The sequence below is a fragment of the Acidovorax kalamii genome (assembly GCF_002245625.1).
GTDB classification, from domain to species: domain Bacteria; phylum Pseudomonadota; class Gammaproteobacteria; order Burkholderiales; family Burkholderiaceae_C; genus Acidovorax; species Acidovorax kalamii.
Genome location: NZ_NOIG01000008.1, coordinates 427,474 through 446,904 on the forward strand (window position 1 = coordinate 427,474; position 19,431 = coordinate 446,904).

14 protein-coding genes are annotated in these 19,431 nt (G+C 65.0%); 6 read left to right on the forward strand and 8 right to left on the reverse strand.

Features of this window, described 5'->3' with window-relative positions; genetic code table 11:
- Positions 1–821 precede the first annotated feature (821 nt).
- From CBY09_RS13335 to CBY09_RS13345, 3 genes are all read left to right on the forward strand, one after another.
- Positions 822–1,988 carry a dsDNA nuclease domain-containing protein gene (locus tag CBY09_RS13335; protein ID WP_094290078.1) on the forward strand — a complete coding sequence of 389 codons (1,167 nt, stop codon included), beginning with the start codon at positions 822–824 and terminating at the stop codon, positions 1,986–1,988.
- Entirely contained in the window at positions 1,985–2,464 is a 480-nt protein-coding gene (locus CBY09_RS13340; protein WP_094290079.1) for a hypothetical protein, read from the forward strand. The genes CBY09_RS13335 and CBY09_RS13340 overlap by 4 nt, the downstream gene beginning before the upstream one ends.
- Positions 2,465–2,544: 80 nt before the next feature.
- Positions 2,545–4,284 (forward strand): nucleoside/nucleotide kinase family protein, encoded by a 1,740-nt coding sequence (locus CBY09_RS13345; protein ID WP_133066288.1) that lies wholly within the window; start codon positions 2,545–2,547, stop codon positions 4,282–4,284.
- A 94-nt stretch (positions 4,285–4,378) separates the two neighbouring features.
- Here the strand turns inward: CBY09_RS13345 and CBY09_RS13350 are convergent, their stop codons facing one another.
- From CBY09_RS13350 to CBY09_RS13380, 7 genes are all read right to left on the reverse strand, one after another.
- Positions 4,379–6,127, reverse strand: a complete 1,749-nt coding sequence (locus CBY09_RS13350) for a tannase/feruloyl esterase family alpha/beta hydrolase (RefSeq protein WP_094290081.1) — start codon at positions 6,125–6,127, stop codon at positions 4,379–4,381.
- A gap of 102 nt (positions 6,128–6,229) precedes the next feature.
- Positions 6,230–7,897, reverse strand: a complete 1,668-nt coding sequence (locus CBY09_RS13355) for a tannase/feruloyl esterase family alpha/beta hydrolase (RefSeq protein WP_240515714.1) — start codon at positions 7,895–7,897, stop codon at positions 6,230–6,232.
- Between the two features lie 195 nt (positions 7,898–8,092).
- Positions 8,093–9,823: an acyl-CoA dehydrogenase family protein gene (locus CBY09_RS13360; RefSeq protein ID WP_094290083.1), complete on the reverse strand. Its 1,731-nt coding sequence runs from the start codon at positions 9,821–9,823 to the stop codon at positions 8,093–8,095.
- A gap of 224 nt (positions 9,824–10,047) precedes the next feature.
- Positions 10,048–11,037 carry a Bug family tripartite tricarboxylate transporter substrate binding protein gene (locus CBY09_RS13365; RefSeq protein WP_094290084.1) on the reverse strand — a complete coding sequence of 330 codons (990 nt, stop codon included), beginning with the start codon at positions 11,035–11,037 and terminating at the stop codon, positions 10,048–10,050.
- A 56-nt stretch (positions 11,038–11,093) separates the two neighbouring features.
- The gene (locus CBY09_RS13370; protein WP_094290224.1) at positions 11,094–11,858 is read right to left on the reverse strand and encodes an SDR family NAD(P)-dependent oxidoreductase; all 765 of its coding nucleotides are present in this window, start codon (positions 11,856–11,858) and stop codon (positions 11,094–11,096) included.
- Between the two features lie 23 nt (positions 11,859–11,881).
- A complete protein-coding gene (locus CBY09_RS13375; RefSeq protein WP_094290085.1) occupies positions 11,882–13,750 on the reverse strand; it encodes a feruloyl-CoA synthase in 1,869 nt (622 codons plus the stop codon).
- A gap of 49 nt (positions 13,751–13,799) precedes the next feature.
- Positions 13,800–14,588: a crotonase/enoyl-CoA hydratase family protein gene (locus CBY09_RS13380; RefSeq protein ID WP_094290086.1), complete on the reverse strand. Its 789-nt coding sequence runs from the start codon at positions 14,586–14,588 to the stop codon at positions 13,800–13,802.
- A gap of 159 nt (positions 14,589–14,747) precedes the next feature.
- On the opposite strand from CBY09_RS13380, the gene CBY09_RS13385 reads away from it, so the two are divergent.
- From CBY09_RS13385 to CBY09_RS13395, 3 genes are read left to right on the forward strand one after another with little or no spacing between them, the layout of a single operon-like run.
- Positions 14,748–15,968 (forward strand): thiolase family protein, encoded by a 1,221-nt coding sequence (locus tag CBY09_RS13385; protein ID WP_094290087.1) that lies wholly within the window; start codon positions 14,748–14,750, stop codon positions 15,966–15,968.
- Complete coding sequence (locus CBY09_RS13390; RefSeq protein ID WP_094290088.1) at positions 15,965–17,215, forward strand: thiolase family protein; 1,251 nt, start codon at positions 15,965–15,967, stop codon at positions 17,213–17,215. The genes CBY09_RS13385 and CBY09_RS13390 overlap by 4 nt, the downstream gene beginning before the upstream one ends.
- Before the next feature lie 30 nt (positions 17,216–17,245).
- Entirely contained in the window at positions 17,246–18,838 is a 1,593-nt protein-coding gene (locus CBY09_RS13395) for an acyl CoA:acetate/3-ketoacid CoA transferase (protein ID WP_094290089.1), read from the forward strand.
- Between the two features lie 86 nt (positions 18,839–18,924).
- Here CBY09_RS13395 and CBY09_RS13400 read toward each other — a convergent pair whose 3' ends face one another.
- Positions 18,925–19,431, reverse strand: coding sequence for a MarR family winged helix-turn-helix transcriptional regulator (locus tag CBY09_RS13400; RefSeq protein WP_094290090.1), 507 nt, complete (start codon positions 19,429–19,431; stop codon positions 18,925–18,927).

The following is a 19,431-nucleotide window of genomic DNA, read 5'->3' on the forward strand; positions in this document are numbered from 1 at the left end:
TGCCCGCATCGGCGTTGATTGCAACCTGCGGTCCGTCCGCACACTCCCGGCGCGCACTATGGCCTGCGCAATGCGGTCACATACGGCCCCCATGACAAAGCCGCTTTCCAGGCAGCTGCCCTGCACAGCGATCTCCATCTGCTACGGAAAATTTAGGCAGAACTGATGCTTACGCCCGAACAGCAGGCCCGATAGCATCGCACCAAGTTTTCAGATCATTTGCCCAGTGCTGTCGATGTGCGATTCGACGATGGCATGAACACGATGGAGCTGCAGACGCAGCGTTTTAGGCAGTGCACTTCGCGTTAGAGAGTGCCCATCAACAGCCAGGAAAGTCTCAACAATGGATTGGGTCCCGATAGTCTTCATTGTGTTCAAGGTGGCCGTGTTCGGCACCGGCATGTTCTTCGCCATCAAGTGGCATTACGACCAAGGGAAGAAGGCGAAGGAAGAAGCCAGTAGGTCGTCCATGCCAACGGAACGCAAGCCTGACACGTCGGAGTAGGCGGCTGATTTCCGAGATGGTTTGGGCTGTATCAGCCCAGGTGCGCAGCCTTGCCGAAGCCAAAGTTAGCTGGACCTCAGTACTCCAAACTGCATACACGTTCCAAGTAGCGCGCGCGTGATGTGCTGTATATTTGTACAGCATGTCGAAGGTCTCAACACTACATCGAAGCTGTCATGTCGGCGCAAGGCTCGACCGGAGCAGTAGTGTGCCCTGCCGCCCCCCCCATTTGATAGGTGACACGACTGAGGGACGTGCACGCGAAAGTCTGATAGAAACAGGTCTCGCGCAATCCGGGGGGAGTAACACAACAACCATGGACATCATCCATGAAAAGACACCGCGCGAAACTGCTGGACGGGACACCATGGTGCGGTTTCGCATGCAGTTTCAAGCAGCTGCGTTCGCGGCGCTCGAAATTCTGAGCGGTAAAGAAGTCGACCGCGTCTACTGTGACTACCACGACGACTTCGTCGTGCGCAGAATCGTTGACGGCGCCGTCGAATACCACTTCTTTCAGGTCAAGACTAAAGGTCGGGCCAACCAACAGTGGGACGTCGACGGAGTTTTCTCTCTGAAGAAGACCGGCCAGCTCGACACGCCCGAGAAGTTGGAGGCCATCCGCAGCAGCATCGCGGGCAAGCTGTTCGTGCACACAGTCGAGTTCGGCGAGCAGTGCCGCGAAGTCACCGTTTTAAGCAACGTGCACTTCAAGGACGAAGTTCATGAGCTCGTCGCAGACTTAGCAGCGGGCACGTCCAGCAAGAAGTACATCCGCCAGCTCATCGAGAAGTTCGCGGCCGTCATATCGCCCGAAAAGCCTATGACGCCTGAGGAGGTCGAAGCGGCTCGAAGGAAGCTGACGTTGCGGCCCAACGTTCAATACATCGGTGACGCGCTCGAAGCCTTCGGCGTCGCCGCGCACAACGCCATCTGGAAGCACTCGGAGATTGAGCTGCACCAGCACGAGGTTGAGCGAATCGCCAAGAGCTTGGTGATGCTAGTTGAAGATAAGTCCTGTACGCCAATTAGCGGTCTTTCCAAGTCGGACATCGAGTTGGCGACAGGAGTCGGTTTGGAGGACCTACTCAAGGTTCTGAGCATATCGACCCAGGTGTACCAGACGCTACTGCAAGGTGGTGATCCCGCTGCTATCAAGTCAGCCTCTATCCTGCAACGGAAACTGAAGGAGATTGGAACGCCTGAAAACATGATCGAGTCAGCCTCGCGTGCGAAGGTGTCGTGGGACGTATGGATGCGAAAGGCGCGCCACACATTTCCCGAGTTCACTTTGGACCGGCTGCTTGAGGAAATCGATAAGAAGTGCAAGGCCTGGCTGCTGGCTGGAGGCGAACTCGCTGACCTTGAGAAATGCATCAACGAGCTCATGCAGTCCCCCATTGGCAAGCAGTTCCCGACCCTAGGAATTGACTTGTTGTTCGGCGCGCTCTGCGCAGCCATCGTTCGGAAAGCTGCGCGATGAGCACCGCCGACTTCTTCTCCGAAGCCAGGCGGCTCGGCCTGAAGCTGAATGTTTCTGGCGAAGGCCCTTCGCCTGCGCACGCGCTCGACAACGAAGCCCTGTTCCAGTTGCCTCTGCTTGCCATGACCATCTTGGCCCTCTGCAAGGGGCGATCAAAGCCGGAATTGCCTGAGATTGGCCAGCTAGTTGGAGAATGCCTTGAGCGAACCGTGGCTGGCTTTAAAGGTTCCTCGCAGGACATCGGATGGTCCGGCAACTTGCGCATCAGGACTATCAAGGCCTTGACGTTCCTTGAGTCGACCGGGCAAATCGTCATCGACAAGGCAACGCGCGAAATCTCTGCCACCGACTTGGGCAAAAAGGTCTACTCCGGCGCCGTGCAGGGGGAGAGTCTGCTGGCGCACTCCATGAGAACCATCGAGCTCAGTTACCAATACATCAGGGAAGAAGCTCGAGTCAAAGGGGAAGTCAATTGAGATTGAAGTCACTGCAGGTTGAGCCCTTGGGCGAAGAGGGCTGGGAAACCCCGCTCCTTGAGCTTGGGCACCGAACCACAATGCTGTTCGCTGCAAACGGCAGCGGAAAGTCGCCTGTTGTTCGAATGCTGGCTTCAGCGCTGGGATTTCCCAACAACTTCAGGGCAGAGATTCTGGAGAAGTGCAGTGCGGTTGTCTTGCACGCAGAAGTGGACAAGAAACCGCTCAAAATCCGGCGTGCTCTTGAGGCAAAAAATGGAGACTTCTATGCCACGATTGATTTTGATGGCACGCAGACTGAGCACTATTCTGAGGCGTCTTTTTCAGTCGCACTTTTCCAGTTGCTTGGACTCAAGCCACCCCGGCTTGTGTCGAACAAGGGCACAGAGGCGCAGCCCTACATTGCTACCCTGCTACCGCTCTTTTACTTGATCCAGGGTCACGGATACTCTGCGGCCTACCGTGCGCCCAGCTCGTTCATCGCCGACCAGTTCGCAGAGATGGTGCGGTTTGCCTTCGGTCTGAATCCGAAGCACTCTTTCGAAATAAAGAAGTCGCTCATAGAAGAGAAGGGTGCGCTGGAGGCGCAAACCCGCAAGATCGTCGCGGCCCAGCGTGTGCTCGAGTATCAGAGTCGCGGCGTAGATGACAGCGATGCAAACAAGGCGGCGCTACAACTGACTTCTGAGAGTCTGACGCAGCAGATCGAGGGACTTCGTGCATCGGTGGACGCTAAGGGCACCGCGAGTTCTACCCTGACGGAGCTCCTACGTCAGAAGGATGCGCAAATTCAGACTCGTCAACTGGAGCTTTTCGAACTGAAGACCCGAGTTGCGGGCATCGAAACCATCCGCGCAGAGATTGATGGCGAAGTCAAGACTCTCGGCCTGAACGAGGAGGCGTTAGGCGTCTTTAAGTCGTTCCAGGAAATCTGCCGTGTTCCGAACTGCGGCCTTTTCCTCGGAAGCTCCGAGTCCTATGGGAAGAATCTGCTGTACCTCAAGGACCAAATTAAAGACCTTGAACGGAACAGTCGCCGCGCTGAGATTCGCGCTGAGCAGTTGGCGGAGCGGCTTGAGGAATTGGAGGAGGAACGCCAGACTCTCGCTAAGAGCCTTGAATCGCCTACTACTTCCGGCGTTGACCAACTGGTGACGGCAGTGCAGTCTTTGACCAAGCAACTTGTCAGCGTCGAGAGTGCGCTAGCCCAAATATCGGGCTTAAAGGACTCGCGCTCGAAGCTTTTCAAACTAGAGCAAGAGCGCGACCGCATTCAGGACCGTATCGAAGGTCTTACAAATACTGGAAGGGCCGACCACGCTTTCAACGATCTCCGCCGGAAACTCCGTGAGCTGACCGTTAAATGGATGGACATGCTGGAAACGACTAGTGTGTCGAGAAACGTAGACATTGACTTGAATCTGAGGTTTACCTTCGGAGGGGAAACGCTGGAGACCATCGGCAGCGGGGGCACCAGCAGTACCACGAGCCGTCTAGTGCTTGCGATTCACGCAGCACTATTGGAGGCCTACCTCGCAGACGGGACTCGTCCGTTCCGCTTCCTAATTCTCGATACACCGAAGCAGGATGAGCTCCACACTGCTGACTTGGCAAGGTACCTCACAGAGCTCGAGAAAATGTGCGAGGCTAACGATGCGCAGCTTCTCTTCTCCTCCACCGAATACGAACACCCGATAGCGAAGCAAGACAAGCGCTGGCTTCCGTCGTACCGCGGGCCGGAGAAACCGATGTACCTCGGGAGGCGGTCCGATTTGTTGCCTGAAACGGAGGCTGCTTCCGATCCTGGCGACGGGGCGTAGGCCTCAAGGTTGGGAGCTGAGTGACTGCTTTCGCCGCAATACCGGTAGCGAATCGCTTCTCACCAGCGTGCGTCTTTGCTCGTTCAGGCGGTAATCACTTGCAGTTAAAACTGCTCGCACTCTCCACATCCCCTGTGCCGTTGTAGCGTGCCACCTTGGGGTACACACACAGCGGCCGGGTGCGGTTGGCAGACCAGCTGGCAGGCAGTTCGGCGTTGACCACCTTGGCCCCCGCGCCACGCGCGTTCGCCGTCACGCTGTCGGGCGCCTTGCCCTGTTCCACCCACGCCACCAGCGGGGCCAGCATGTCGAACTGGTCGGTGGCGGGGCCGCCGGAGCAGTGGTTCATGCCTGGCACCAGGTACAGACGAGCGAAGTCGTCGGCCTTGCCGCCGTGGTTTGCTTGCACGCGTTCCATCCAGTTCGCGGTGTCGATGGGCGAGAACACGCCGTCGGCCACGCCGTGGTAGACCATCATCTTGGCGCCCCGGTTGCGCAGGGCGCTCAGGTCTGCGGGGTTGGGCGGCGTCATGTACGACCACGATGACTCGGTGTAGACCGGTGTGGTGGCGAACATCTTGGGGTAGTCCGCGTCCAGGCTGAAGTTCAGCGCGTACTGCAGGCCGGTGGTGGCCTTGAAGGCGTCCAGGGTGGAGGGCGGCGTGGTGAACAAGAAGGCCACGGCACCTGCGTCGCGCGTGGTGGGGGCGTTGAAGTGCCAGAACGCAAAGTTGCTGCCTGCCACGCCGGGGTCGAACCAGGTGCCGGTGTACAGGGCTTCGCCCTTGCTGTTTTGGGGCCCGGCGAAGATGCTGGCCAGCACGTTCTTTTGCTCGGCAGAGATGCACGATCCATCCCGCGCAGTATCGGCAGCGGTACAGGTGGGCACGTCGCGTTGCAGGTTGAACGCTGCCTGGCAGGCCTGCACGTCGTTCACCTGGCCGTCGGTGGCGCCGTCCAGCGCGTCGCAGCGTTCCACGATCTTGCGGCCGATGAGCTGGAACTCGGCGGGGCTCACGGCCTTGGTCAGGTCGGGCTGGCCGTTGGCGTCCTTGGTGGCCACTTTGGCGTACTGCTGGGCCTTCCACAGCTGCGCGGTGGCAGCCTTGGGCAGACTGAAGCCGGGGTTGCCCGCCAGGATGCCGTCGTACTGGTCGGCATAGCGCGATGCGGCCACCATGGCGTGGCGTCCGCCGTTGGAGCAGCCTGCGATGTACGAGCGGTCGGGGCCCTTGCCGTAGGCGCCTTTGATCAGGTCTTTGGCCATGGGGGTGAGGGTGCCCACGGCCTGGTAGCCATAGTCGCGCCGGGCCTGGGGGTCCAGCCCGAAGAAGGGCGTGGGCGCGCCGTGGCCCGCGTCGGAGCTGAGCACCGCAAAGCCTTGCACCAGGCCGGGGGCCACGGGCGCAGCGCCGCTCACCGCACCGAGCGCGGTCACCACGCTGCCGTCCAGCCCGCCGTTGGCCTGGTGCAGAAAGCGGCCGTTCCAGTGGACGGGCAGACGGATCTCAAAACCGATGGCGTAGCTGGCGCCATCCACGGGGCCGGTGCGCTCTTTCATCTTGCCTTTGACGAGGCAGTGCGCGGGCGCCTGGGTGGTGTTGCCCTGCAGGGTGATCGGGCCTTCGGCCACCATTTCTGCCGAGGTGATGCGCGTGTTGGGCAGCGCGAGGCTCTGGGCCAGCGTGGTGCAGTTTTTCAGCGTGGCTGGGGTGGCGGCGCCCAGCTGCGGTGGGGGCGCGGTGCGCGGTGCGCTGGCGCAGCCCGCCAGCAGCATGGCGGTGCCGACCAGGGCCATGGCCAGGGCCGACAGGGGGAGGGGGCGCGGGAGAGGGTGTGGCATGCGGTGTCTCCGAAGGGTGGAGGGTGTGCTCCCGCGCTCTGGGCGAGGGGGGCACACCCGAAGAAAAAAGGCCCGGGCCGCAAGGGCCGGGGCCTGGGCGCGCTACTTGCAGCTGAAGCTGCTGGCGCTTTCGATGTCACCCGTGCCGTTGTAGCGTGCGACCTGGGGGTAGGGGCACAGGGGGCGGGTGCGGGTGGCCGACCAGCTGGCGGGCACGTCGGCGTTGGCGCCGGCAGCGTTGCCCTTGCCGCGCACACTGGCCAGCACGGTGGCGGGGGCTTCTCCCTTTTCCACCCAGTTCACCAGCGGGGTCAGCATGTCGAACTGGTCGGTGGCGGGGCCGCCGGAGCAGTGGTTCATGCCGGGCACGCGGTAGAAGCGGGCGAAGTTGCTGGCGTCGCCATTGTTGGCGGCGCGCACGCTGTCATACCAGGCGGTGGTGTCGTCGCTGGAGAAGATCGGGTCGCTGGTGCCGTGGTAGACCATCATCTTGGCGCCCCGGTTCTTCATGGCCGACAGGTTGCTGGGGTTGGGCGGTGTCATGAACGACATGGCGCTTTCGGTGTACACGGCGCTGGTGGCGTTCACACGGGCCAGCATGGTGTCCACGTTGCCGGTCAGGGCGAACACGGGGCCGTTGAAGGTGGCGGGGTCCTCGGGGGGCACCGACCAGATCAGGCCCACGCCGCCCGAGTCCAGCACCAGCGGTGCCGTGAACTCCCAGAAGCCATAGCCTGCGCCTGCCAGCCCTGCGTCGTAGGGGAAGCTGGTGTAGATCTTGTTGCCCGCGCTGGTGGTGGGGCCGCTGAAGATCTTGGCAATCCCTGCCTTCTGGTCGGCAGACAGGCAGGTGCCGTCGCGGCCGCCGCTGCAGGTGGGCACGTCGCGTTGCAGGTTGAAAGCGGCCTGGCAGGCGCCGGTGTCCTGCACCAGCCCGTCGGTGCTGCCATCCAGCGCATCGCACTTGGCCAGCACGGCGTTGGAGACCAGCGCGCGCTCGGCCGTGGTGAAGCCGGTGGACAGGTCGCCAGGCGTGCTGGCCAGCGACGCATAGATCTTGCCGCTGGCAATGTTGGCGATGGCCGCCTTGGGCAGGTTGAAGCCGGGGTTGCCCACCAGGTAGCCGTCGTACTGGTCGGCAAACCGCGACGCGGCCACCATGGTGTGGCGCCCGCCGTTGGAGCAGCCGCCAAAGTACGAACGGTCGGGGCCCTTGCCATAGGCGGTCTGGATGGCGCTCTTGGCCATGGGGGTGAGTTTGGCCACGGCCTGGTAGCCGTAGTCCAGCCGTGCCTGCGGGTCGATGCCGAAGTTGGGGCCCATGGCGGCTTCGTGGCCCGCGTCGGAGCTGATGACGGCAAAGCCCATGTTCAAGGCGTTGTTCAAACCCGCCCCGCCGTTGACGGCGCCAGTGGCTGCAACGATGTTGCCGTCGATGCCCCCGTTGCCCTGGTAGAAGAAGCGGCCGTTCCAGGTGTTGGGCAGGCGCATTTCAAAACCGATTGCGTAGCTCTTGCCGTCCACCGAGCTCACACGCTGGTGCATCTTGCCGGTGATCTGGCAGTGCGCGCGCACTGCCGTGCCTGCGACGGTCAGCGTGCCTTCTGCAATCGGGTTGGCGGCGGTGATGGTGGTGTTGGGGAAGTTGATGCGCGTCGCCAGCTCACTGCACGACTGCAAGGAACCCGGTGTGGCGGCTGCCAGCTGGGGCAATCCGGGTTCGGACGATCCGCCGCAGGCGACAAGCAGTGCGGCGGGCAACGCTGCCATGGCCGCTAGGGTCGCCCGAGAGGCTCGGGACTGGGGGTGTGCACGCATTCCTGACTTTTTTCTTCTGAAGTTCATGCTGTTGTCTCCGGTTTTTCGAGGCGCAAGGAATCCCGCAGCGCGGCCTCAACACGCTGTGGGAGGGAGATCGTTCAGATGGGTGTTGCTACTATTTCTGTAGCTATAGGTGCTTGTCCATCAGGCGGTAGCGGCCATTTTTGGCTTGATTTCCAGTGCCTGTGCAATGCGCTGGCGCAGCATGGCCGCGCGCATCTCGAACTCGGGCAGCACCCACTGGGCCAGTGCCTGGGCCGGGGTGCTCCAGCGTTCGGGAGCTTGGGTCGGCTCGCTCCCTCGCTCGCCTTGGGCCACGGCGCTGATCTCGCCCCAGGCCCAGTCCAGCAGCACCAGCGCCACGGCGCGCAGGTAGTCGTCGGCCACCCAGTAGGGCAGTTCGGGGTCGGTCTGCGCGGCAATCGCCAGGGTCTGTGTGATCTCGACCAGCGCATGGCGGCGTGCGCTGGCAGCAGGGCTGGGCGCTGCGCCGGGCAGCGTGGCCAGCAGCGCGGCCAGGCCCTGGCCGCCATCGGCCAGCACCTTGCGCACCAGCAGGTCAATCGCCTGGATCTCGTTGGTGCCTTCGTAGATCATGGCCACGCGCGCGTCGCGCACGATCTGCTCGATGCCCCATTCGCTCACGTAGCCATGGCCGCCAAACACCTGCAGGCAGGCACTGGCGCCGTGGAAGCCCTGGTCGGTGAGCGCTGCCTTGAGCACGGGCGTGACCAGCGCACACCAGCGCTGGGCGGCGGCGCGCGCAGCGGCGTCGGTGCTGTGCTTGGCCACATCGAGTTGCAGGGCCGTGTGGTAGGCCAGCACGCGGCCGCCGTCGATCCAGGCGCGCTGGGTGTGCAGCGTGCGGCGGATGGCGGGATGGTCCTGGATGAGGCTGGTGTCCTTGGCGCCGGGGGCGCGCATCTGGCGGCGCTCCGCGGCGTAGGCGCTGGCCTTTTGCCATGCGGCCTCCAGCAGGCCGATGCCTTGCAGGCCCACATGCAGGCGGGCGGCGTTCATCATCACGAACATGGCGGCGAGGCCCTTGTTGGGCTCGCCCACCAGCCAGCCGGTGGCGTCGTCAAACCGCATCACGCAGGTGGGGCTGCCGTGCAGGCCCATCTTTTCTTCGATGCGTTCGCAAACGACCGCATTGCGGCCGCCGTCCTGAAGCACCTTGGGCACCAGGAACAGCGACAGCCCCTTGGGGCCCGCAGGTGCATCGGGCAAACGCGCCAGCACCAGGTGCACGATGTTGTCCGTCAGGTCGTGCTCGCCGCCCGAGATAAAAATCTTGCTGCCGTTCACCCGCGCGCTGCCGTCGGGCTGCGGCACACCGCGTGTGCGCACCAGGCCCAGGTCGCTACCCGCGTGGGCTTCGGTCAGGCACATGGTGGCCAGCCATTCGCCGGTGGCCACCTTCTCCAGGTACTGCGCCTTCAGGGCATCGCTGGCGTGGTGCTTGATGCATTCGTACGCGCCATGCAGCAGGCCGGGCGCCATGGTCCAGCCATGGTTGGCACCGGCCAGCCATTCAAACAGCACACATTCGAGCACCGCAGGCAGGCCCTGGCCGCCGTCCTCGGGCGCGCAGGCCAGCGCGGGCCAGCCGCCTTGCCAGAAGGCCTGGTAGGCGTCGCGAAAGCCGGGTGGCGTGTGCACCTGGCCTGCGTCAAACCGGCAACCCACCTCGTCGCCCGTGCGCTGCAGCGGCGCCACGGCGCTGTCCACAAACTTGGCGGCTTCCTCCAGCACCTGCGCAGCCAGCTCGCCATCGGTGTCCCCGAACGGCGCCAGCGCCTGCCACTGCGCGGGGGCCTGCAGCACCTCGGTCAGCAGGAACTGGATGTCGGTGAGGGCCTGGCGTGCTTGCATGGTTTGCTCTTGATTTGATAGCTATCGGTGCTTGATGGACGCGCGGTAACGGTTTTTTTCTTTCAAATTTCGCCGGAAGAAACCGGGTGGCCGTGTGCGCCCTGGTTTCGACAGGCTCAGCCCGAACGGGTGGGGCGAGGGTTGCGCCCGCTGTGCGTCGATACCGGCGCGCTGGCGGCGTCCCCCCCCAGGGGGGAAGGCGCGCCAGCGCCTCAGGGGGGAGCTTAGGAATCTGCAGTAAAGCCAATCTTCTTGATCAGCGGGCCCCAGGTGTCGTACTCGGCCTTCTGCCAGCGGGCTTGCTCTTCGGGCGTCGAGCCGTGGGGCATCAGGCCCACGATGGCCAGGCTGTCGATGACCGACTTTTCCTTCAGCGCAGCGTTGATGGCAGCGTTGGCAGCGGCAATCACGGGCTTGGGCGTGGCGGCCGGGGCGTAGAAGCCAAACCATTCTTCGGTGGTCAGCTCGGGGAAGCCCTGCTCGGCAAACGTGGGCACGTCGGGCACATACTGCGAGCGCTTGGGGCCCGAGGTGGCCAGGATGCGCAGCTTGCCCGCCTTGTAGTTGGCGATGAAGTCACCGTGCGGCGTGACCATGGCAGCCACCTGGCCGCCCACCACGTCCGTCACGCCAGGGATGGAGCCTCGGTAGGGCACATGGCGCAGGTCCACACCGCTGTTGATGCCCAAGAGCGCGCCCAGGAAGTGGGGCGTGGAGCCCGCACCGGGCGAGCCGTAGCTCGCGTCCTTGGGGTTGGCCTTGGCCCAGGCCAGAAAGTCCTTCACGTTCTTCACGCTGGCGGGCACCATGGGGCCCACGGCCAGGCCGTGGTGCATCACGGCGGCAATCGACACGGGCGCGAAGTCCTTGTCGGTGTAGTTCATCTTGCTGTAGATGTGCGGGTAGTTGGCAATGGCCGAGACCTGCGCCAGCGCCAGCACCGAGCCGTCGGCGGGCGCGGCCTTCAGCGTCTCCAGCGCAATGCGGCCGCCCGCGCCGGGCTTGTTTTCCACCACACCCGCGTTCTTGCTGAAGGCGCTGCCGCCCCATTTTTCTGCCACGCGGCGGGCCACGGTGTCGCCCGAGCTGCCAGCGGGGAAGCCGAAGTACACCTTCACTTGCTCCACCTGGGCGTGGGCAGCAAAGGGATGCAGGGCGCCCAGCGCGGCGCTGGCGCCAAAGGCCTGGACGAGTTGTCGGCGGGTGATGGTCATGGTGTTGTCTCCTGTGTGTCGTTGAAAGCTCTGGGGGCGGTGAAAAGAAAAATGGATCAGCGTGGCGCCATGCGCAGGGCGCCGTCGAGGCGGATGACTTCGCCGTTGAGATGGCCGTTGGTCACGATGTGGCAGGCCAGCTCGGCAAACTCCTCGGGCTTGCCCAGGCGCGGCGGGAAGGGGATGCTGGCCGCCAGCGACTGCTGCACGGCCTCGGGCAGTTCCTTCATCAGCGGCGTGGCAAACAGGCCGGGCGCCACGGTGCACACGCGGATCGCGTGCTGTGCCAGGTCGCGCGCCATGGGCAGCGTCATGCCGGCCAGGCCCGCCTTCGATGCGCTGTAGGCCTGCTGGCCCACCTGGCCGTCAAAGGCCGCGACGGAGGCGGTGAACATCATCACGCCGCGTTCGCCGTTGTCCAGCACGTTGAGCTTGCTGCAGGCGGCGGCAAACAGGCGGCTCACGTTGTAGGTGCCGATCAGGTTGATGTTGACCACGCGCACAAAGTCTTCCAGCGGCGCGGCGCTGCCGTCGCGCTGCACCACGCGCTTGGCGCTGCCGATGCCTGCCACGTTCATCAGGATGCGCGCGGGACCGTGGGCGGCGGCGGCCTTGTCGATGGCGGCCTGCACGCTGGCGGCGTCGGTGATGTCGCAGGGGCAGGCCACGCCGCCGATTTCGCTGGCCACTTTCTCGGCCAGTTCGGCATTGCGGTCCAGCACCGCGACCTTGGCGCCCTGGGCGGCCAGTGCGCGTGCGGTGGCTTCACCGAGGCCCGATGCGCCGCCGGTCACGAGGGCGGCTTGTCCTTGAATCTGCATGGTGGTGTCCTTGTTGCTTCGGTTCAATGTTGGGGAACGATGGTGAACGGCAGGCTGCCGTCGTGCAGCGCGTTCACCAGGTCGGCGCGGTGCTTGAGCACGGCGCGCTGGTTGATGGAGCCCTTGTCGGTGATCTCGCCCTTGTCCAGCGAAGGCGGCTCGGCCATCAGGTGGGCGCGGGCCACGCGCGTGGCGCTGCCGGTGGCCTGCGCGGCCAGCTGGTTGATCACTTTCTGGAAGTGCTGTTGCACGGGCGCGCTCTCCAGCACCTGCTGCAGGCTGGCGCCGTCCGGCAGGCCCGCCAGTGCGCGGATGCTTTGCGTGGGGATCAGCAGCGCGCCCACCTCCTTGAGGTTGATGCCGGTGATGACTGCGTCCTGCACATAGGGCGCGCAGGCGGCGATGACCTTGGCACGCATCGGGCCCACGCTCACAAAGGTGCCGGTGCTGAGCTTGAAGTCTTCGGCAATGCGGCCGTCAAACTTCAGGCCCTTGTTCAGGTCGTTCTCGTCGATCCACTTCACGGCGTCGCCCGAGCAGTAGAAACCTTCTTCGTCGAACGCCTCGCGCGTGGCCTCGGCATTGCGCCAGTAGCCTTGGGTGATGTTGGGGCCGCGATAACGCACCTCGGTCTTGCCATCCACGGGCACCAGCTTCAGCTCCAGCCCCGGCGTGGGCACGCCGATGTCGCCCGCCTGCACGTTGGGGCTGTTCACGGCCACACAGAAGGGGCAGCCCTCGGTCATGCCCAGGCCGGTGTTCATCACGATGCGCTCGCCCACTTCGCGCTCGGCGCTTTCAAACAGCGAGTCCCAGATGGGCTGAGAGAGTGCGGCGGCGGCAAAGAAGAACATCTGCACACGGCTGAGCAGGTTCTTGCGCAGCTGGTCGTCGGTCTTCATGGTGTGCGCGATCACCTCGAAACCCGTGGGCACGTTGAAGTACACCGTGGGCGCGATCTCGCGCAGGTTGCGGATGGTCTCGACCATGCCGGCGGGTGTGGGTTTGCCTTCGTCCAGGTACAGCGTGCCGCCGTTGTAGATGACGATGCCGAAGTTGTGGTTGCCGCCAAAGGTGTGGTTCCACGGCAGCCAGTCCACCAGCACCAGGTCCTGCTCCACCAGCACGGGCATGGACTGGTTCATCTGCTGCAGGTTGGCGGCCCACATGCCGTGCGTGATGATCACCGCCTTGGGTGCCTTGGTGGAGCCCGAGGTGAACATGAACTTGGCGATGCTGTCGCCCGTGATGGCGGCGTGTGCGGCATCCACGGCAGGCGTGGCCTCGGTGGCCAGCAGCGCGCTGAAGGGGGTGGTGCTGCGGCCCGGCAGCGTGCCCTGGCCCAGCACCACATGCACATCAGCGCCCACGGTGGCGCTGATGGCGGCGGCATAGCGCTCGGCATTGCTCGCGAACACCAGGCCGGGCGTGAGGGTGTCGATGGCGTGGCGCAGCTTGTCGTAGTCCTTGCTCACGGTGGAGTAGGCCGACGACACCGTGCACTGCGGCACACCGGCCACCAAGCAGCCCAGCGATAGCAGGGCGTGGTCCAGGTCGTTTTCGCTCAGGATGGCCACGGGGCGGTCGGCGCTGAGTTGGCGGTCCAGCAGCGCCTGGGCAATGCGGCGTGCGCTGTCCCATGCCTCGCGGTAGCTGATGTGGCGCCAGTCGCCCAGGCTGCCGTCGGCGTTTTTCACGCGCTGGGCCATCCACGTGCGGTCGGGCGTCGTCTGCGCCCAGTGCGCCAGGCGGTCGGTCAGGCGCACGGGGTGGGGCTGCAGGTCTTGGGTGGCGCGCACATAGACCACGCCGTTGTCGCCCTGGCGGGTGGTGACCTCGGTCACGCCAAAGCGCAGCGGCCGGTAGCGGGGGGAGGGGAGGTTTGCCGTCATGGAGCTTGTCTCGGGGCTGGTGCTGGCGCGTGAACGGAAGGCGTTTGGCTCAGTCTTGTTTCTTGACCTTGGCGGCCTTGCCGTCCAGGAAGGCGCGCACGCGGGCCTTGGCCTCGGGCGCGCTCTGGGCGATGGCGGCCATCATGGCCTCGGCCATCAGGCCCTGGTCGGCGGGCTGCTCGGCAATGCGGGGCAGGGCGTGCATCAGCGCGTAGTTGGTCAGCGGCGCGTTCTGTGCGATGCGCTGGGCCAGCTCGAAGGCCTTGTCGAACGCCGTGCCGGTGGGCACGAGGTATTGCGCAAAGCCCACTTTTTCGCCGTCCACGGCGTTGTAGACGCGGCCGGTCATCATCATGTCGGTCATGCGCGCCGTGCCGATCAGGCGCGGAATGCGCACCGCGCCGCCGCCGCCCACGAAGATGCCGCGCGAGCCTTCGGGCAGCGCATAGAAGGTGGTCTCGTCGGCCACGCGGATGTGGCAGGCGCTGGCCAGCTCCAGCCCGCCGCCCACCACTGCACCGTGCAGCGCAGCCACCACGGGCACAGGGCCGAACTGCACGCGGTCCAGCGCCGCATGCCACATGCGCGAGTGGTGCAGGCCCTGGCCTGCGTCGCGCTCTTTCAGCTCCGAGAGGTCCAGGCCCGAGCAGAAGTGCTCGCCCTCGCCGTCGATCACGGCGGCGCCCACGCTGGCGGGCAGGTTGTCCATCACGTCGCGCAGCGCCAGGATCAGTCCGTCGTTGAGCGCATTGCGCTTGGCGGGGCGGGTGAGCCGGATGACCGCGATTTCCTCGCGTTCGCCACGGATTTCTAGGGAGATGTCGGAGGTCTTGGTCATGGTGGTGTGAGTGAGTTGGAGAAATTATGGTTATCAAAAATAACTAAAACAAGGCCATCCCGCCGGTCTTTGCTAGGGGGTTTCCCTAGCTTTTCGGGATTGTCATTTGGTTATGATAAATAACTAAAATTGCCGCTCAACCGCTGCCAAGGATCTGCCATGAACGCCTTCATCCCCTACGGTATCTACTGGTCGTCCCCGTTTGCCAAGTGGCAGGGCACGCTGGCCAACCTCAACGCGCTGCCGCTGGCGGCCGCCGTGGGCAAGCAGGCGCTCGCTGCGCGCGGCTACGACCTGGCGGCGGTGGACCTGGCCATCCTCGGGATCACCAACCCGCAAAAGGGCAGCTTCTATGGCCTGCCCTGGGTCACGGGCCTGATGGGCATCGACCGCGTGGCGGGCCCCACGGTGCAGCAGGCCTGCGCCACCAGCGTGCGCGCGCTGCAGATGGCCGCGCAGGAGGTGGCGTGCGGCACGGCCACCAGCGCGCTCCTGGTGATGGCTGATCGCCAGTCCAACGGCCCGGTGGTGTACTACCCGGATTCGAGCGGCACCGGCGGCTACGGCATTACCGAGCACTGGGTGCCCGACAACATGGGCCACGACCCGTACGCCAAGAACCCCATGCTGCAGACCGGCGAGAACGTGGCCGCGCGCTATGGCATCAGCACCGAAGAGCAGCACGCCCTCAAGCTGCACCGCTACCACCAGTACCAGGAGGCGCTTGCCAACGACCGTGCCTTCCAGAAGCGGTACATGGCCGATGTGCCCGTCACCGACTCCAAGTTCCGCAAGCAGACGGGCACGCTGAGCACCGACGAAGGCATCTTCCCGACCACGGCCGAGGGCCTGGCCAAGCTCAAGCCCGTGAAGGAAGGCGGCACGGTGACCTTTGGCGGCCAGACGCACCCGGCCGACGGCAACGCGGGTGCCATTGTCACCACCCGCGAACGCGCGCGCGCCGTGGCCACCGACCCCGGCATCGAAGTGGAGATCCTGGGCTTTGGCATGGCGCGCGTGGAGGCGGGCTACATGCCCATGGCGCCGTCGCCTGCCGCATTCAACGCGCTCAAGAACGCGGGCCTTTCCATCAGCGACGTGGTGGCCATCAAGACGCACAACCCCTTTGCCGTGAACGACATCGCCCTGGCGCGCGACACCGGCTTTGCCTGGGAGCGCATGAACAACTACGGCAGTTCCATCATCTGGGGCCACCCCCAGGCACCCACCGGCATGCGCGCCATCATCGAACTCATCGAAGAACTGGTGCTGCGCGGCGGCGGCGTGGGCTTGTTCACCGGCTGCGCGGCGGGCGACACGGGCTATGCCACGGTGATCCGCGTGACCGACAGCAAAACCACCTCCAAGGCCCGAACATGACCGCAGCAACCAACTCCTTCTCCGCCCCCCTGAACGCGTGGCTCGTGGACGGCGTGCGTACGCCGCTGGTGGACTACTGCGGCGCACTGGGCCATGTGTCGCCCACCGACATGGGCATCAAGGTGGCGCGTGCCGTGCTGGAGAAGAGCGGCGTGCCCGCTACCGATGTGGGCTCGGTCATCACCGGCTCCATGGCGCAGGCCGACTTTGACGCCTATGTGCTGCCGCGCCACATCGGCCTTTATGCGGGCGTTCCCTTGGAAGTGCCCTCCATCCTGGTGCAGCGCATTTGCGGCACGGGCTTTGAGCTGTTCCGCCAGGCGGCCGACCAGATTGCGCTGGGCTACACCGATGTGGCGCTGGTGGTGGGCACCGAGTCCATGACGCGCAACCCGATTGCGGCGTACACGCACCGCACCGGCTTCAAGCTGGGCGCGCCGGTAGAGTTCAAGGACTTCCTGATGGAGGCGTTGATCGACACGGCCGGCCCCGTGACGATGATCGAGACGGCCGAGAACCTGGCCAAGAAGTACGGCATTACGCGCGAAGACGTGGACGCCTACGCATCGCAATCCTTCGCCCGCGCGCTCAAGGCGCAGGAAGATGGCTTTCTGGCGGGCGAGATCGTGCCAGTGACCAGCGAGAAGTTTGAACTGGAAGGCTACGCCACGCGCGGCATCACGCTGCCCCGCAAGGTGGCGCAGCTGGACCGCGACACCCATCCGCGCCCCTCGCCGGTGGAAGCGCTGGCGGGTCTGCGCACCGTGTACCCCGGTGGCGTGCAGACGGCGGGCAACAGCTCGGCCCTGGTCGATGGCGCGGTGGGCGCCGTGGTGGCCAGCGACGCCTATGTGCAGCAGCGCGGCTTGAAGCCCCTGGCGCGCCTGCGTGGCGTCGCGGCGGTGGGCGTGGCGCCCGAATACATGGGCATCGGCCCCGCCCCGGCCATCCGCGCGCTGCTGGCACGCACCGGCCTCACGCTGGATGACATCGGCCTGTTCGAAATCAACGAAGCCCAGGGCGCACAGACCCTGGCCGTGGGGCGCGAGCTGGGGCTGGACCTCAACAAGCTCAACGTGAACGGCGGTGCGATTGCGCTGGGCCACCCGCTGGCCGCCACCGGCGTGCGCCTGACCGTGACGCTGGCGCGCGAACTGCGCCGCCGTGGCCTGCGCTACGGCATCTCCAGCGCCTGCGTGGGCGGCGGTCAGGGCATTGCGCTGCTGATCGAGAACCCCGACGCCTGAACCCTGAACCCACATTTTGCAAAGCACACCATGAAAATCATCACCGCAGCCCAGGCCGGGGCCCTGATCCCCGACAACGCCACCATCTTTCTGGGCGGTCTGGCCGTCTCCAGCCTGCCCGAGGAGGTGCTCAAGGGCATCGAGAAAAATTTCCTCGAACACGGCAGTCCGAAGAACGTGACCACCTGGGCCTGCGGCGCCATCGGCAACAGCAAGGACGCGGGCATGGTGCACTTTGCCCACCCCGGCATGATCAAGCGCACGGTGGCCGGCCACTTCGGCCAGACCGGCGCCGAGATGATGAAGATGGTGTTTGACGGCGAGGTGGAGGCCTACAACTTCCCGCAGGGCAGCCTCTCGCACCTCACGCGCCACATCGCCAGCCGCAGCCCCGGGCTGCTGACCAAGGTGGGCCTGGGCACGTTTGTGGACCCGCGCATCGAAGGCGGTAAGCTCAACAGCAAGTCCACCGAAGACCTCGTGAAGCTGGTGGAATTCAACGGCGAGGAGTGGCTGTTCTACCCCTCGCCCAAGATCGACGTGGCCATCATCCGCGGCACGCTGGCCGATGAGAACGGCAACCTCACGCTGGACAAGGAAGGCGTGCTGCTGGAGCAGATCAACATCGCCCACGCGGCCAAGGCCTGCGGCGGCATCGTGATCGCGCAGGTGGAGCGCATCGTCAAGGCCGGCAGCCTGCACCCCAAGTCGGTCAAGGTGCCGGGCGTGTCGGTGGACTACGTGGTGGTCAGCCAGCCCGAGAACCACATGCAGACCATCACCACGCAGTTCAACGCCGCACTGTGCGGCGATGTGCGCGTGCCGGTGAACTCGCTGGCGCCCATGGCGCTGGATGAGCGCAAGGTCATCGCACGCCGCACTGCGCTGGAGCTGAAGCCGGGCGCCATCACCAACCTGGGCATTGGCATCCCGGCCGGTGTGCCGTCGGTGGCGGCGGAAGAGGGCGTGGCGGACCAGTTCACGCTGAGCGTGGAAAGCGGCATCACCGGCGGTATCCCGGCGCAGCTGGGCGACTTTGGCACGGCCTACAACGCCGACGCAATCATCGAGCAGTCGCTGCAGTTCGACTTCTACGATGGTGGCGGGCTGGACGCGAGCTTCCTGGGCCTGGCGCAGGCCGACAACCACGGCAACGTGAACGTGAGCAAGTTCAACGGCCGGCCCGTGGGCTGCGGCGGCTTTGTGAACATCACGCGCGCCACCAAGAACCTGGTGTTCTGCGGCACCTTCACCGCCGGCGGGCTGGAGGTGAAGGTGGCCGACGGCCAGCTCACCATCGTCAAGGAAGGCCGCTCGCGCAAGTTCATCGAGAAGGTCGAGCAGATCACCTTCAACGGCCTGGATGCGGCCCAGCGGGAGCAGAACGTGCTCTTCGTCACCGAGCGCGCCGTGTTCCACCTGACCACCGAAGGGCTGGAGCTGACCGAGATTGCGCCCGGCATCGACCTGGAGCGCGACGTGCTGGCGCACATGGGCTTCAAGCCGATCATGCGCAATGTGAAGACCATGGACGCGGGCCTGTTCCACGAAAAGTGGGGCGGGCTGGCGGCGGCCATGGCGGCGAAGTCTGAGGCCGTGGCACCGGCGGCCGCAGGCCAGTAAACGGGGCGCAGAAGCGGCCCGAAGCCGGACACAAAACCAAGGACCAAGGGGCGCTGGCTGTCGCGCCCCTTTTCCCATTTTCTTTGTCAGGCCCCGTCGCGGGCGTAGACCTTTTGCAGCAGGCGGATCAGCGTCTTGCGTTCGGTGGCCGTGAGGCCGGCGGTGGCGTCCACCTCCAGCTGCGCGGCGGTCTGCTCGGCCTGGGCCGTCAGCTCCACACCGGCGGGCGTCAGGTGCAGGCCCATGGCGCGCCCGTCGCTGGGGTGGGGGCGGCGCTCGATCAGGCCGCGCCGCTCCAGCGCAGCCACCAGGCCCACCAGATTGGGTGGCAACACGCCCAGCGTCACGCACAGCTGGCGCGAGGTCACGCCCGGGTTGTGCGCCACCAGCGACAGCACCGAAAAATCCACCACCTTGAGCCGGTACACCGCCATGCGCTCCATGAACACCTCGATCACGGCCAGCGACGCGCGCCGCGCGTTGTAGCCCACCAGGGTGCGCAGAAACCCGGTGTCCACCGATTCAGGCGCGGGCGTGGCAGGGGTGTCGAGCGTGGCGACGGCGGTCTTCTTGGATGTGCGGGGGCTGGGCAT

What these genes read in the sequence shown, in the direction of transcription:
- CBY09_RS13335 (WP_094290078.1), top strand. Translation starts at nt 822, where the DNA reads ATGGACATCATCCATGAAAAGACACCGCGCGAAACTGCTGGACGGGAC.
- CBY09_RS13340 (WP_094290079.1), top strand. Translation starts at nt 1,985, where the DNA reads ATGAGCACCGCCGACTTCTTCTCCGAAGCCAGGCGGCTCGGCCTGAAG.
- CBY09_RS13345 (WP_133066288.1), top strand. Translation starts at nt 2,545, where the DNA reads ATGCTGTTCGCTGCAAACGGCAGCGGAAAGTCGCCTGTTGTTCGAATG.
- CBY09_RS13350 (WP_094290081.1), bottom strand. Translation starts at nt 6,127, where the DNA reads ATGCCACACCCTCTCCCGCGCCCCCTCCCCCTGTCGGCCCTGGCCATG.
- CBY09_RS13355 (WP_240515714.1), bottom strand. Translation starts at nt 7,897, where the DNA reads ATGGCAGCGTTGCCCGCCGCACTGCTTGTCGCCTGCGGCGGATCGTCC.
- CBY09_RS13360 (WP_094290083.1), bottom strand. Translation starts at nt 9,823, where the DNA reads ATGCAAGCACGCCAGGCCCTCACCGACATCCAGTTCCTGCTGACCGAG.
- CBY09_RS13365 (WP_094290084.1), bottom strand. Translation starts at nt 11,037, where the DNA reads ATGACCATCACCCGCCGACAACTCGTCCAGGCCTTTGGCGCCAGCGCC.
- CBY09_RS13370 (WP_094290224.1), bottom strand. Translation starts at nt 11,858, where the DNA reads ATGCAGATTCAAGGACAAGCCGCCCTCGTGACCGGCGGCGCATCGGGC.
- CBY09_RS13375 (WP_094290085.1), bottom strand. Translation starts at nt 13,750, where the DNA reads ATGACGGCAAACCTCCCCTCCCCCCGCTACCGGCCGCTGCGCTTTGGC.
- CBY09_RS13380 (WP_094290086.1), bottom strand. Translation starts at nt 14,588, where the DNA reads ATGACCAAGACCTCCGACATCTCCCTAGAAATCCGTGGCGAACGCGAG.
- CBY09_RS13385 (WP_094290087.1), top strand. Translation starts at nt 14,748, where the DNA reads ATGAACGCCTTCATCCCCTACGGTATCTACTGGTCGTCCCCGTTTGCC.
- CBY09_RS13390 (WP_094290088.1), top strand. Translation starts at nt 15,965, where the DNA reads ATGACCGCAGCAACCAACTCCTTCTCCGCCCCCCTGAACGCGTGGCTC.
- CBY09_RS13395 (WP_094290089.1), top strand. Translation starts at nt 17,246, where the DNA reads ATGAAAATCATCACCGCAGCCCAGGCCGGGGCCCTGATCCCCGACAAC.
- CBY09_RS13400 (WP_094290090.1), bottom strand. Translation starts at nt 19,431, where the DNA reads ATGCCCAGCCCCCGCACATCCAAGAAGACCGCCGTCGCCACGCTCGAC.